Origin of the sequence: Yaniella halotolerans DSM 15476, from assembly GCF_000420805.1 — a bacterium.
Lineage (GTDB): Bacteria > Actinomycetota > Actinomycetes > Actinomycetales > Micrococcaceae > Yaniella > Yaniella halotolerans.
This window is the reverse complement of the sequence record NZ_ATVQ01000002.1, coordinates 391,451-404,556: the sequence shown is the minus strand read 5'-3', so window position 1 is coordinate 404,556 and position 13,106 is coordinate 391,451. Positions and strand designations below refer to the sequence as shown.

General features: G+C 55.7%; 14 protein-coding genes. 12 read left to right on the top strand and 2 right to left on the bottom strand.

Annotated features, from left to right (window positions below; all coding sequences use genetic code 11):
- The first annotated feature begins 9 nt into the window (after nucleotides 1–9).
- Nucleotides 10–429 carry a nucleoside-diphosphate kinase gene (ndk, locus tag G583_RS0109435; protein WP_022870936.1) on the top strand — a complete coding sequence of 140 codons (420 nt, stop codon included), beginning with the start codon at nucleotides 10–12 and terminating at the stop codon, nucleotides 427–429.
- 41 nt (nucleotides 430–470) lie between these two features.
- On the opposite strand, the gene G583_RS0109430 is transcribed toward ndk, so the two are convergent.
- Complete coding sequence (locus tag G583_RS0109430) at nucleotides 471–1,136, bottom strand: NUDIX hydrolase (protein WP_084677340.1); 666 nt, start codon at nucleotides 1,134–1,136, stop codon at nucleotides 471–473.
- Between the two features lie 7 nt (nucleotides 1,137–1,143).
- Complete coding sequence (locus G583_RS0109425) at nucleotides 1,144–1,761, bottom strand: vitamin K epoxide reductase family protein (protein ID WP_022870935.1); 618 nt, start codon at nucleotides 1,759–1,761, stop codon at nucleotides 1,144–1,146.
- 318 nt (nucleotides 1,762–2,079) lie between these two features.
- Here G583_RS0109425 and G583_RS15365 point away from each other — a divergent pair, with 318 nt between their 5' ends.
- The 11 genes from G583_RS15365 (at nucleotide 2,080) to G583_RS0109365 (ending at nucleotide 13,097) form a co-directional block, all read left to right on the top strand.
- Nucleotides 2,080–4,839, top strand: coding sequence for an Rne/Rng family ribonuclease (locus tag G583_RS15365; protein ID WP_407635165.1), 2,760 nt, complete (start codon nucleotides 2,080–2,082; stop codon nucleotides 4,837–4,839).
- A 165-nt stretch (nucleotides 4,840–5,004) separates the two neighbouring features.
- Complete coding sequence (gene rplU / locus G583_RS0109415) at nucleotides 5,005–5,313, top strand: 50S ribosomal protein L21 (RefSeq protein WP_022870933.1); 309 nt, start codon at nucleotides 5,005–5,007, stop codon at nucleotides 5,311–5,313.
- A 36-nt stretch (nucleotides 5,314–5,349) separates the two neighbouring features.
- Nucleotides 5,350–5,607 (top strand): 50S ribosomal protein L27, encoded by a 258-nt coding sequence (rpmA, locus tag G583_RS0109410; RefSeq protein WP_022870932.1) that lies wholly within the window; start codon nucleotides 5,350–5,352, stop codon nucleotides 5,605–5,607.
- 94 nt (nucleotides 5,608–5,701) lie between these two features.
- A complete protein-coding gene (gene obgE / locus G583_RS0109405; RefSeq protein WP_022870931.1) occupies nucleotides 5,702–7,267 on the top strand; it encodes a GTPase ObgE in 1,566 nt (521 codons plus the stop codon).
- Nucleotides 7,268–7,300: 33 nt separating this feature from the next.
- On the top strand, nucleotides 7,301–8,446 hold the full coding sequence (gene proB / locus G583_RS0109400; protein WP_029629454.1) for a glutamate 5-kinase: 1,146 nt from the start codon (nucleotides 7,301–7,303) through the stop codon (nucleotides 8,444–8,446).
- Between the two features lie 21 nt (nucleotides 8,447–8,467).
- Nucleotides 8,468–9,742, top strand: coding sequence for a glutamate-5-semialdehyde dehydrogenase (locus tag G583_RS0109395; protein WP_022870929.1), 1,275 nt, complete (start codon nucleotides 8,468–8,470; stop codon nucleotides 9,740–9,742).
- Between the two features lie 84 nt (nucleotides 9,743–9,826).
- Nucleotides 9,827–10,033, top strand: a complete 207-nt coding sequence (locus tag G583_RS15360; protein ID WP_022870927.1) for a hypothetical protein — start codon at nucleotides 9,827–9,829, stop codon at nucleotides 10,031–10,033.
- Between the two features lie 58 nt (nucleotides 10,034–10,091).
- Nucleotides 10,092–10,733: a nicotinate-nucleotide adenylyltransferase gene (nadD, locus tag G583_RS15355; RefSeq protein ID WP_022870926.1), complete on the top strand. Its 642-nt coding sequence runs from the start codon at nucleotides 10,092–10,094 to the stop codon at nucleotides 10,731–10,733.
- Nucleotides 10,726–12,084: a prolipoprotein diacylglyceryl transferase gene (locus tag G583_RS0109375; protein WP_022870925.1), complete on the top strand. Its 1,359-nt coding sequence runs from the start codon at nucleotides 10,726–10,728 to the stop codon at nucleotides 12,082–12,084. The genes nadD and G583_RS0109375 overlap by 8 nt, the downstream gene beginning before the upstream one ends.
- Before the next feature lie 14 nt (nucleotides 12,085–12,098).
- Nucleotides 12,099–12,464 carry a ribosome silencing factor gene (gene rsfS, locus G583_RS15350; RefSeq protein ID WP_022870924.1) on the top strand — a complete coding sequence of 122 codons (366 nt, stop codon included), beginning with the start codon at nucleotides 12,099–12,101 and terminating at the stop codon, nucleotides 12,462–12,464.
- 36 nt (nucleotides 12,465–12,500) lie between these two features.
- Nucleotides 12,501–13,097, top strand: coding sequence for a histidine phosphatase family protein (locus tag G583_RS0109365; RefSeq protein WP_022870923.1), 597 nt, complete (start codon nucleotides 12,501–12,503; stop codon nucleotides 13,095–13,097).
- The last annotated feature ends 9 nt before the right edge of the window (nucleotides 13,098–13,106 follow it).

Below are 13,106 nucleotides of genomic sequence, written 5' to 3'. Positions count from 1 at the left end.
GAGGTAGTCATGAGCCAGCCTGAACGCACACTTGTACTCGTCAAACCTGACGCCGTAGAGCGCGGACTCACCGGCGAAATTCTGGCACGCATCGAGCGTAAGGGGTACCAAATTGTCGAGCTCAATATGCTCCAGGCTTCCCACCAAATGCTCGCCGAACACTATGAAGAGCACGAAGGCAAAGAGTTCTTTGAGCCACTTGTAAACTTTATGGCTGAAGGGCCCGTCGTCGCTGCCATTGTGGAGGGTGAACGCGTCATCGAAGGCATTCGGTCACTCGCTGGCATTTCGGATCCAACCCTCGCAGAGCCAGGCACTATTCGCGGTGACTTTGGACGCGACTGGGGCGAAGGCGTGCAAAAGAACCTCATCCATGCCTCTGACTCAACGTTGTCGGCTGAGCGTGAGATGGACATCTGGTTCGACTAAGTTCTAGACCTCAAGCAAATCTTTGATGGTTTCGCGAGTGCTTAGATGCCGCGAATGGGCTGGACGATTGGGTCGCGACCCAGCAGGTCGTCAATCGTTTTTTGCTCAAAGATGTCGAGCAACAAGAACTTCGTGGGGCGCATCAGCGCAATGCGTCCCTGCTCAGCGTCCTCCAGCAGGGATTCGATGCTGTGCCAATCTGCATGGACAGCCTCGGTTGTGATGTTTTCCGGGAGAACATCCTCATCCGGTGTGGCGAGGAAAAAGAACGTATCGAAACGTTTGGGGTAGCCCACCGGAGTAATGAGGTTGCCCCAGGGGCGCAGCAGATGCGGATGAAGCCCTACACCGGTCTCTTCCTCAACTTCACGCAGGCCTGTTCGCAGCATCATCGAAGAATTCGAGAACGCAGTATCGCGATTATCCGAGCCCAAAGAGGTTCGTTGCCAGCCATGAACGTGGTCAAGCACGACCGAGTGCACATCATCTTCGAATGTGAACAGTGCGTCCTCGGCATCAGTGCGTCCGCCCGGAAAAACAACGGCACCGGCTGCGAAGTCCATGGTGGTTGCGCGATGTTGCACATAGACTTCGAGTTCCCCGCCGGAGGCTTGTCGCACCATGATCACGGATGCGGCCTGCTTCGATGCCACATACGGGTGCGTTAGTTCGGGGCGGGCCATGCTATTGAATTTCTTTTCGTCCACAAGTTTCCTAAAACATTGCTTCGCCGAAGCGCAGCAAAATCGATGCACCGATCACCACGTAGCAAAGGATGATCGTTGGCCAGGCGGCCGTCGTCAATATCATCTTCGTCCGTGGTGTGACTTTGATCAAATCGTGCGAGACATTTCGCGCCAGTATAAGGATGGCAGCGGGGATGGTAACCACCCAGACGATCATGCAGTACAAGCACAGGGTATTGATCACGTAGACGGCTTGGGTCCATAGCCACAAGCAAAAAATCATAGCCATGACCAGACCAATCGAGGTGGCATGCCACCACCACGCCGTAAATCGGGCCCCCGCGAGGATAGCCATGCCGATGGTTATGAGGATCGCGAAACCAATGATGCCAATAAACTGGTTCGAAAATCCGAAAAGGGACGCCTGCCAAGACTCCATGACGGTGCCACACGAGACCCAGACGTTAACATCGCACGAGGTAACGTAGCCGGGATCCATCCACAATTGGACTCGCTCATATGTGAGGACAAGGGTGGCGATCATGCCGATAATTCCGGATACCAGAAGGACTATGGCGGTGCCATAACTTCTGGCATACCAGGGGAGTGCATCGCCGTCGTTAGGAAGTTTCGGTGCGGTATTCACGCGGCTCAGTATAGGGCCGTTAGCTGAGTGCGAGCAGCAAATAACCGCTTTTAGCCAAAAGTGTGTCACAATAGGGGAGACCTCTACGGGCACGCACACCCGTTTGGTCCTGCGGAAGCTTTATGGTTTGCCGATTGCGAAGGTCGATTCCATCGTCAACAAGATGTCGAATCCCCCGACGGTAAGCACCTGAAGTTTTATTGAATTGTCTTGAACGCTTCTGCTGGCTCCGGCACAGCCGGTTCATATTAGGCTTTTTCGAAGTGCGTGCAAGCCATACTGGCGTACGCACAACCGAATTTGGTCTAACCGCGATGAGTGCGGATCGCGCTTAGGCCCGGGAGGCGCAGCATGCCAGCTGCCGATAACACGCAAGTACAGTCTGACTCTGTTCAAGAGTCTTGGAACACCGGCACACCGATGCCCGATGATCCCACCGCGCTGGTCTTTCAAGCGCCAGATTACTCGCAGATGCCAGTTCGTCGACGCAAACCTGAGCGTCACGATCATGAAGACGATGACCACGGCAATACCAATGGCGGTCGCGGGCAGCGGAACCAGCGCAACTCGAAGCGGAACAACCAGCGACAGTCCTCGTCACGCAATAATAAACGCGACGACACGACCGATCAGAACGAGCCCCAGGACGAAGAGCAAGACGGCGCCCAAGGCGCTCAAGAGGACAACGCCAAACAACACTCACGTCGCGGACAGCGTGACGGGGGGCAGAACACTGCCGAACAGGATGACGATCAGACCACTGTTTCACACCGTCGTCGTAGGCGGCGTCGTGGCAATGTTGACCTAGAGATGGACGGGGGAGGCGACGGCGACCCGGAAGATACCGTCACTCGGGTGCGGGCGCCACGTCAGGCCTCAACCAGCGGTCCGGACGAAGTTACGTCGCTGCGTGGTTCCACCCGTCTTGAAGCAAAGCGTCAACGTCGTCGCACATCACGTCGTGGTCGTCGCAAGAACGCCGTCGTATCAGAAGCAGAATTCTTAGCGCGCCGCGAATCCGTCGAGCGCAAAATGATGGTGCGCCAGCACGATAACCGCATTCAAATTGCGGTGTTAGAAGACGGCGTACTGGCCGAACACTTCGTATCCAACACCCAACAGGATTCCCTGATCGGCAACGTGTACCTCGGAAAGGTGCAAAACGTTCTGCCATCTATGGAAGCTGCCTTCGTTGATATCGGCCGCGGTCGAAACGCCGTGCTGTATGCCGGTGAAGTCAATTGGGATACCGCCCAGTTAGACGGCAAGGCCAAGAAAATCGAGAACGCACTGAAATCAGGCGACTCAGTGCTTGTGCAGGTCACCAAAGACCCGGTAGGTCATAAAGGTGCTCGCCTCACCGCGCAGGTCTCGTTGCCAGGCCGCTACCTCGTGTATGTACCGGGCGGTACTATGACGGGTATTTCTCGTAAACTCCCGGATACGGAACGCAACCGTCTCAAATCGATTCTGAAAGAACACTTGCCCGATAAGACGGGTGTAATCGTTCGGACAGCAGCCGAGGGCATCGCTGAAGACGAGCTACTCAACGACATCAACCGCTTGCGTGTGCAGTGGGAAGAAATCGAAGAGCTTTCGAAGTCCAATAAGATTGTGGCCCCTGAACCGCTGCACTCTGAACCAGACCTCACCATTAAGGTCGTTCGAGACGTGTTCAATGAAGACTTCACTAAGATGATCGTTGAAGGCGACGACGTTTGGGACAAGATCGAAGCCTATGTCACCTACGTAGCACCAGACTTGCTCGACCGGTTAGAAAAGTGGGATCCAAAAGCCTATAACGACATGGATCTCTTCGGCCATCATCGCCTCGATGAACAGCTACATAAGGCACTCGAGCGCAAGGTCAACCTGCCCTCCGGTGGTTCCCTCGTCTTTGACCGTACAGAGGCCATGACCGTTGTCGACGTGAACACCGGGAAATTCACCGGTTCAGGCGGAAACCTGGAAGAAACCGTCACCAAGAATAACCTCGAAGCAGCTGAAGAAATCGTACGCCAATTGCGACTGCGCGATATTGGCGGCATTATCGTGGTGGACTTCATCGATATGGTGCTCGAATCCAACCGGGATCTCGTGGTACGCCGTCTCGTGGAATGTTTAGGACGAGATCGTTCACGTCACCAGGTCGCCGAGGTGACCTCACTCGGATTAGTGCAGATGACCCGTAAGCGTATGGGCACCGGCTTGGTTGAAGTGTTCTCACATACCTGTGAACACTGTGCCGGCCGTGGGATCGTGGTTCACGACGAACCGGTTGAACGCGGCAAACCCTATGATTCCTCACAGCGTCGTCGTGGTGGAGATGCCGGTTCCCGCCGTAACCGTCGTCGCAATAACAAAGACCAGCAGTCTCAGGGACAGCACAACGACACTCAGACCTCCGAGCAGTCTGCAGACGATGCCCAGCCAGCCGAGAAAGCTGAGCAGACCCGCAACGCGATGGCTTCAATTGCTGCCGCGACGAATGGACACGACGAACAATCTTCGGACAAACAGTCGACAAACGACGATGAGTCGAAAGAGTCCAACGGGAATTCTTCCCGTCAGCGTCAACGAAATAATCGCCGTCGCAATCGACGTGGAGACTCATCCTCAGAGCAGCAACAGGATGCTCAGCAACAAGAATCCAAGCAGCAAGAGGCTGGAGAAAAAGAGCAGCAGCCTGTCCAAGAGTCGTCACCACGAGGCGGCCGAAAGCGTCGTCGGGCCTCCGCGCCGCAACAGGTCAGCCAAGCACAACAGCGAACAGGTGAATCGAAGCAGGCTAACGTCAAGCCAGTTGTGGACACCGAGCCAGTCAAGGCACCAAACACTTCGGATGCTGGTACACAGCAGACCAAAGAAGCAGCACCGAAACGTCGTCGCGCTGCGACTTCACCCACCGGTGCTACAGATATCCAGCAAGCCTCAGTTGAGACACAGCAGCAAGGTAAAAGCTTTGCCGCAAGTGCCGCAGATCAGGTAAAAAAGCAGGATAAACCCGTGAAATCCTCTGCGATTTTGGGGGTCGGTGTGGCAGCCGACGAAATTTCGTCACCAGGTTCGCCACGCTGATGAACAATTTGGAGAACGAGACAAAAAGCGCTAAACTGCTTGTTTGGTGCTGTGAAGCCTGGCAGTTGGCGTTCCAATCCGGCAACTTGTCTCGTTAGCCAATACCCTCAGGTGTTATACAGCTGAACAAAATTTTTTGATTAACGTCGAGAGAAGTGAGTCCAAATGGCATACGCGATTGTACGCGCTGGCGGACGCCAGGAAAAAGTCTCTACAGGAGACTTGGTAGTCCTAGATCGCCTCCCAGCAGATGTTGGCAGTTCCATCGAACTACCTGCCCTCATGCTGGTTGATGGCGATAAGATTACCTCAGATAAAAAAGAGCTGGAAAAAGTCACTGTTTCCGCAGAGGTGCTAGAGCACAACCGCGGAAAGAAAATTGTTATCCAGAAATACAAAAACAAGACCGGTTACAAAAAGCGTCAGGGTCACCGTCAGAACCAGACCCGCGTGAAGATCACCGATATCAAGTAAGCTTTGAATCGGAAGAACTCGTAAAGGATTTAACTCATGGCAACAAAAAAAGGTGCTAGCTCCACACGTAACGGTCGTGACTCCAACGCCAAGTTTCTCGGTGTGAAGCGTTTCGGCGGCCAAGACGTCAACGCTGGTGAAATTCTGGTTCGTCAGCGTGGAACCAAATACCACCCCGGTCGCAACGTCGGTGTTGGCAAAGACCACACTCTGTTCGCACTCGAAGCCGGCTCGGTAGCATTCGGTAGCCGTCGCGGACGCAAAGTTGTGGACATCGTCCCAGCTGAAGCCTAAAGAGCTTTCGTTTTTCTAACGCTCCAGCGGGGGCGGACCACCCCGGTCCGTCCCCGCTTTGAGTTTTTACAACTAAAATTCCTGGAGGAACTCCATGTCACAATTCATTGATCATGTGACCGTGCATGCCACCGGAGGCGACGGTGGACACGGGGAGACCTCCGTGCTTCGCGAAAAGTTCAAACCCCTCGGTGGCCCGAACGGCGGCAACGGTGGACACGGCGGCAACGTCGTGGTTGTTGCCGACCCAGACGTCACCACACTGCTGGACTTTCACCATCAACCGCACCGGAAGGCCACCAACGGTGAACCAGGTCGCGGCGACATGGAACACGGCAAAAACGGTGAGACGCTACACCTGCGCGTTCCCGTAGGTACCGTCATCAAAGATACCGACGGTAATATCCTGCACGACCTCGTCACCCCGCACGAAGAACTCATTCTTGCCCACGGAGGTACCGGGGGAGCAGGCAACGCCTCACTAGCGTCACCAAAACGCAAAGCTCCAGGCTTTGCGCTGCTGGGAATCCCTGGGGAAGAACGCAGTGTGGTTTTAGAACTGAAAACTGTGGCAGATATTGCCCTGGTAGGTTTCCCCTCCGCAGGAAAATCCTCGCTCATTGCCGCCATCTCTGCAGCACGGCCAAAGATTGCCGACTACCCCTTCACCACACTGGTGCCCAACCTGGGTGTCGTGGACGCTGGAGGAACCCGGTTCACTGTAGCTGACGTACCGGGCTTGATTCCTGGCGCATCACAGGGCAAAGGTCTAGGCCTAGAGTTCCTGCGGCACGTGGAACGCACCCATGCCCTCGTGCACATTCTGGACGCCGGGACACTGGAATCTGACCGAGACCCCATCTCGGACTATGAAGCACTTGAAAGAGAACTAGCGGCCTACGCGGTCGAACCCATCCTGACGGAATCCGGCGAACAGTTAATCCCACTCGATGAACGACCACAGCTGGTGGTCATTAACAAGGTGGACCTACCAGACGGCCAAGCCATGGCTGATATGACCCGGGCTGAACTAGAATCCCGGGGTCTCAGGGTCTTTGAGATCTCCGCGGTGAGCCGTAAAGGCCTCGACCAGTTGAAATTTGCCATGGCGGAACTCGTGAATGAAGCCCGAGCGTCACATGCTGAAGCTGCACAAGCTCTCGAAGCTGTACCCGAGACGATTACCATCGAACCTAAACATCGCCGTCGTGGGCACCGTCCACAAGAGTTCACCCTTACCAAAGAAGAACGTAGCCTCAAACCGCTCTTCCGGATTCGTGGCGATAAACCTGAACGTTGGGTTGCACAAACCAACTTTAATAACGACGAAGCGGTCGGCTATCTGGCAGACCGGTTGGAACGCCTCGGAATTGAAAAATCGCTCTTCGACGCCGGGGCACTACCCGGTGATGCCGTCGTGATCGGTGATGATGAACTCGGGGTGGTCTTTGATTGGGAACCAACCATGACCACTGGTGCCGAACACTTAACCGGTCCTCGTGGAGAAGACGCACGATTCGAGGAACGGGCGCGACCAACCCGCCGAGAAAAACGAGAAGAATATGCCGAGCGTAAAGCCGCTCGCGCCGCAACCCAGGCTGAGATGGAAGAAGAACGTCGCTCCGGGCTGTGGACCAGTTACGATTCCGACAACGAGTAAGAAAGAATTTTCGTGTCCACCCCCAACCTGGCAATGCCAAACCCGGTTACCGACCGCACGAAACTGCGTGCGGCACGTCGCATGGTCGTCAAAGTTGGCTCGTCGTCGCTAACTGACGGCCAAGGCAGCGTCTCAGTATCCGCTATTGACACCCTGACACGTGTGGTCAGCCAGCTCTACCACGGTGGCGCCCAAGTCATTGTGGTGTCATCGGGGGCCATTGCTGCAGGATTTAAACCGCTGGGTCTTGACAAACGACCCCGTGATCTAGCAACCCAACAGGCCGCCGCCGCAGTAGGCCAGAGCCGGCTGATGGCACAGTACTCCGAGTCCTTTTGGAAACACTCCATCAATGTGGCTCAAGTACTGCTGACCGCAGAAGACCTCATGCGGCGTACCCAGTACAACAATGCGTTTCGTTCTCTCAACCGGTTGTTGAACCTGGGCGTGGTGCCGGTGGTCAATGAAAACGATGCGGTGGCCACCCACGAGATCCGCTTTGGCGATAATGACCGATTGGCAGCGTTAGCAGCATCCGTGGTCAAAGCCGATGCGCTGTTCCTCTTATCCGACGTTGACGCGCTCTACGACGGGCCACCAACCCGGACCGGAGCGCGCCGCATCGCCAACGTCTCCGCCGATGCCAACCTGTCACACGTCTCCATCGGAGATGCTGAATCAGAAATCGGTACCGGCGGTATGGTCACAAAACTCCAAGCGGCCTCAATTGCCACCGATGCCGGCATTCCAACTTTCCTCACCTCGGCCGAGAACGCCCAGGCGGCCATCGATGGTCAAGACATTGGTACCTGGTTCGACTCTCGAGGGGAACGCAAATCTGCGCGCAATGCGTGGCTGGAACACATGGCAGTCTCCCGAGGTCGGATTATGATTGATGACGGTGCTGTTGAAGCCATCACCGTTCGGCACCGCTCACTTCTGCCAGCCGGCCTCATCGGGGTTTCCGGCACATTTGAAGCAGGAGACGTCGTGGAAGTCGTCAACGCCGCAGGTTCCGTCGTCGCCCGAGGTCTCACCAACTACTCGGTGAACGAATTACCAGCCATGGTTGGGAAATCGACCCGCCAACTGCGCACCGAATTGGGGCCCGAATACGATCGCGTCGTCATGCACACCGATGACACCGTCATTGTGAAGCAGACAACGCTGACCCAGTAGAACAAGGATTACAATACGATCATGACTGCTCAACTAGATTCTGATTCCGTAACCGCCCAGATCGCCGCGGTCACCAAGGCTGCACGCACTGCTCAAAAGAGCCTGGCCTCTGCCTCTCGAGCCGATAAAGATGCCGCCCTAGCCGCTATGGCCGAAGCCATTGATGCCAACCGTGCTGCAATCCTGGAAGCCAATGCGACTGATCTACAGCGCGGTAGAGAACAACACACCGCTGAGGCACTGCTAGACCGTCTCCAGCTGACTGACGAACGAATCGACGGCTTAGTCTCAGCCCTGGGTGATCTCGCAGCCCTGCCCGATCCCATCGGCAACGTCATGCGAGGCAATAACCTGCCAAACGGTATTCGCATGCAGCAGGTTCGCGTGCCGCTCGGCGTCGTTGGTGCAATCTATGAAGCACGTCCAAACGTCACCGTCGATATCGCCGGTATCGGTATTAAATCCGGTAACGCCGTTATTCTCCGTGGTGGTTCGGCCGCCGAAACTACCAATGGTGTGACGATCTCGGTGCTACGAAAAGCCCTTGAATCTCGTGGACTGCCAGCAGACCTCATCCAGGGTATCGACCAGTGGGGGCGCGAGGGTGCCAACGCTTTGATAACCTACCGTGGGGGAGTCGACGTACTCATTCCACGCGGTGGTCCCGGTCTGATCCGCGCTGTCGTTGATAATGCTGCCGTACCGGTCATCGAAACAGGTGCTGGAGTTGGCCACGTGTTCGTGGATGCTTCGGCGAATCCACAAAAGGCCGTGGATATTGTCTTCAACTCAAAGACACACCGTCCTTCAGTCTGTAACGCAGCCGAAACCGTCCTCATCCATAAGGACGCAAAAGAAACGGGAGTCAGCGTGCTCAACAGCTTGCAGCACGCCGGCGTGGTGCTCCACGTGGACCAAACCGCTGCTACATGGATTGCTGACGCTGTTGCTGCAACCGCGGAAGACTGGTCAACCGAATACCTGGACATGCAGATGTCGGTCAAAATCGTCGACGATATCGATCAGGCACTCGAACACGTGGAAACCTACTCGACGGGCCACACTGAAGTGATCGTCACAGAAAACCTGTCCAACGCCGAACGCTACGTCGCAGATGTCGACGCGGCCGTCGTAATGGTCAACGCGTCATCCCGATTTACCGATGGCGGTCAGTTCGGCCTCGGGGCAGAAATCGGGATTTCTACCCAGAAACTGCACGCTCGCGGACCGATGGGGCTCGAGGAACTCACCTCGACAAAATGGATTCTGCGCGGTGACGGTCAGATCCGTGACTAGGTCCCGACACCGTTACCATCAGAGCCGAAAAATTCGGTAAGCTCGTTCTCTAGTAACACTCGTACGTACAGGAGTAATAAACCCATGCAACTGTTCCAAGCAGCAGCGGAAGAAGCCGCCGTTACAGAACTGCCGTTTGACCCACTGGTATACGGTATCGCGATTTTCGCTGCGCTGATGTTTCTGCTGTTGGCTATCATGTCGCTACGCTCAGTAGCACTGCGTCGCGAAGCTCCAGCATCAACCGACGTTGAACAGCCACAACAGGGCTCAACCTCCGCACATCGTTAAGTTGCCTGTGACCCAAACTCCGCACACTCCACCGTGTCGCCGGCCGCGGCTCGGCATTATGGGTGGCACCTTCGACCCCATCCATCACGGCCACTTGGTCGCGGCCAGTGAAGTCGCGGCAGAGTTTGACCTTGACGAAGTCGTCTTTGTCCCCACTGGGCAACCCTGGCAAAAATCCGATAAGGAAGTTTCCCCGGCAGAGCACCGCTATTTGATGACCGTGGTCGCAACCGCATCAAACCCACGGTTTTCAGTATCCCGGGTAGACATCGATCGACCAGGCCAAACATATACGTCCGATACCTTGGACGATGTGCAATCCTTGCGCCCCGATGCAGATTTATTCTTCATCACCGGGGCCGACGCCATGGAACAAATCATGACGTGGAAAGACGTCGAGCTTCTATGGGGCAAAGCACACTTCGTCGGTGTTTCCCGGCCGGGCCACGAACTGACAGACTTTGGACTCTCCGATGAGGTTTCCCTGATGGAAATTCCAGCCATGGCGATCTCATCGACCGACTGCCGTGATCGCGTAGCCGCGGGTAAACCCGTGTGGTACCTGGTACCCGACGGTGTCGTCCAATATATTGGCAAATACGGGTTGTATGTCGACAACAACGGACAGCGTTCACGTCATAATATTGCCCCCTACGTGCCATCATCACTGAACAATCGACCGGAGGAAGACGATGAGTAATCCTTATCCTTCCCGCCGAGAACTGCGGCTGCAACGCGAACGCGAACAACGCGCCCAACTGCGTGATGAAGAAGCCCAGCGCTGGGCAGAAGAAGTTGAAGATCGCCAGCAGCGTGCAGCAGGCGAGGAGCAACGAGCCCAAGAAACACTGGCCACAGTCGAGCCCGTGCCGGCAAGTGATGTGACCGATGTTCCGCTGGAACCTGCTCAACTTGATCAGCAAGATGACGGCTCGGCAGGTCGACGGGCAGCGAATTCTCCGGTGGATGCCCCGACGGATGCCGATGCACCTATCGAGGAAGCCGTCCCACCGCGTCGTCGGCGACGCGCAGATTCTCAAGTGACCTCCACGGGGATGCTGCCGCTCATCACTAAACGCCGGGATGAGCCGGAGCAGGAACCGAAACCGCGCTCCCGTCGTGAGGCACGCGAACATGCACGTCGTGCCGCAGTCGAACGCCAAGACGATATTGCGACACTCAAGGCTCAGCAGGAAGAACAACAGCGTGCTCCTGCCAAGCCGGTGCGGCGCGCAACTTCGCCGCAAGCGCCACCACCGCCGCTGCCTGCGGTCGGACAAGACCCAACAGGTGCTCAAGAACCGCAAGATGACGAAGCAGCTGCTGATAATGCGGAAGATACTGTGGTGCTCTCCACGTGGGATCGGTACGGCGAATCTGCTGTTGAAATCACGGATATGTCAGGGCTGGATACGGTAGAAATTCGTCGCGCAGAATTGCGTGATGAAACGGAACGGCTGACCCAGGAAATTATTCAACTGGGCGAGCAAAATCCAAACGTTATCGACCCTTTATTGCTTCGTCGGCAGAAAGAGCTCGCCGAAAAATCCCAAGAGCTGCAAGAACTGGAAACCTCAGCCATTGAGATTGTCGAAGACGAAGACACTCAAGACGGTGAGGCAACAGCTCAGTCTGAACCTGATGCAGTCGCCACTGTTTCGGTAGATAACCAAGAGCCTCAAGAGGAACTGCACTCGGAAGATCAACCGGCACAGGAAGACGAAACAGCAACGCGGCGGGCACGTCGTGCCAGTAGCGGACCCATGATGACCGGTCCCTTTGAAGTCTCTGACAAGGAAGCATCAGAGGGGCCCACCACTAAGGACACCAAGCCAGATTTCGCAGAGCACTTTAAAGCTGAGCCCGAGACCAACGCAATGCCGGTTACCGGACCGGAACAACCCCTCGATGCAAACTCAGCACATGGACTCGATACCTTGGATCCGAAAGAATCGGAAGCTCCTGAGCGCCGGATTTTGGCCATCTCGATCGCTGTGTTTGCGATTGGCGTTATCGCACTAATCATTGCACTTATTCTGTTTACTCGATGAACTAAAGGAGTTCCGTGGTCGTACCCGAACCCACACTCAACGCTCTCACGATCGCTGCGAAAGCCGCAGCAACCATGCAGGCCGAGAATATTTCCGCAGTAGATGTAGCAGAACGCCTCGGTATTACCGACGCCTTTTTCTTTGCCTCTGCACCTAGCGAACGACAAGTGAAATCGATCATCGACGAGATCGAAGACGACCTTCGTGAACAACTCGAGCTGAAACCAACCCGACGGGAAGGCGAATCCGAAAGCCGGTGGGTGCTACTGGACTACGGCCATTTCGTTATTCACGTTCAACACGATGAAGAACGCGAAAATTATGCGCTTGATCGGCTTTGGTCAGACGCCCCACAGATTGAACTGTCAGAAACCGAATAATCACACCCTAAAGAATGAACTGGTGAGACGTTACAAATGAAGACACTCGTGTTTCTCCGCCACGGTGAAACAGATTGGAATGCGCAAGGTCGCTACCAGGGACAAACCGACATCCTGCTCAACGATGCTGGCCGAACCCAAGCAAAACAAGCAGCTCGCCGGTGGAGTCACACCGAATTCGACATCGCGATTGTGTCGCCTTTGGCACGTGCCGATGAGACCGGTCGCATCATGCTGCGAGGCCGAGATCTCGAACTCGCGGCCGTCGACGATATCAAAGAGACCGACGGCGGAGCCTGGGAAGGGCTAGTATTCACAGATATTGCTGAACAGTGGCCAGACCAGCATGCCGCATTTCGTTTGCCCGGCCTCGACGCAGGACCGGTAGGAGGCGAAACCCCTCGGCAGTCAGGTACCCGGACTGCAAACGCGGTCATTGCTGCTCTAGGAGACGCCGATGTCATCCTGGTTATTTCTCACGGCAACACGCTGCGTGCCGCCGCGCACTTGCTTACCGGACGCGATGATGAAGACTATGCCACGGTGCCTCGACTCGAAAATTGTCGGGCCCACGTGTTGCAATCAAACACCGGTGCCTTCGGGACATTTACCTTAACGCAAACCAGTGTTTAAAGTCACCGC

Coding starts and splice junctions, on each gene's coding strand:
- ndk (WP_022870936.1), top strand. CDS start 10: ATGAGCCAGCCTGAACGCACACTTGTACTCGTCAAACCTGACGCCGTA.
- rplU (WP_022870933.1), top strand. CDS start 5,005: ATGGCATACGCGATTGTACGCGCTGGCGGACGCCAGGAAAAAGTCTCT.
- rpmA (WP_022870932.1), top strand. CDS start 5,350: ATGGCAACAAAAAAAGGTGCTAGCTCCACACGTAACGGTCGTGACTCC.
- obgE (WP_022870931.1), top strand. CDS start 5,702: ATGTCACAATTCATTGATCATGTGACCGTGCATGCCACCGGAGGCGAC.
- proB (WP_029629454.1), top strand. CDS start 7,301: ATGCCAAACCCGGTTACCGACCGCACGAAACTGCGTGCGGCACGTCGC.
- G583_RS0109395 (WP_022870929.1), top strand. CDS start 8,468: ATGACTGCTCAACTAGATTCTGATTCCGTAACCGCCCAGATCGCCGCG.
- G583_RS15360 (WP_022870927.1), top strand. CDS start 9,827: ATGCAACTGTTCCAAGCAGCAGCGGAAGAAGCCGCCGTTACAGAACTG.
- nadD (WP_022870926.1), top strand. CDS start 10,092: ATGGGTGGCACCTTCGACCCCATCCATCACGGCCACTTGGTCGCGGCC.
- G583_RS0109375 (WP_022870925.1), top strand. CDS start 10,726: ATGAGTAATCCTTATCCTTCCCGCCGAGAACTGCGGCTGCAACGCGAA.
- G583_RS0109365 (WP_022870923.1), top strand. CDS start 12,501: ATGAAGACACTCGTGTTTCTCCGCCACGGTGAAACAGATTGGAATGCG.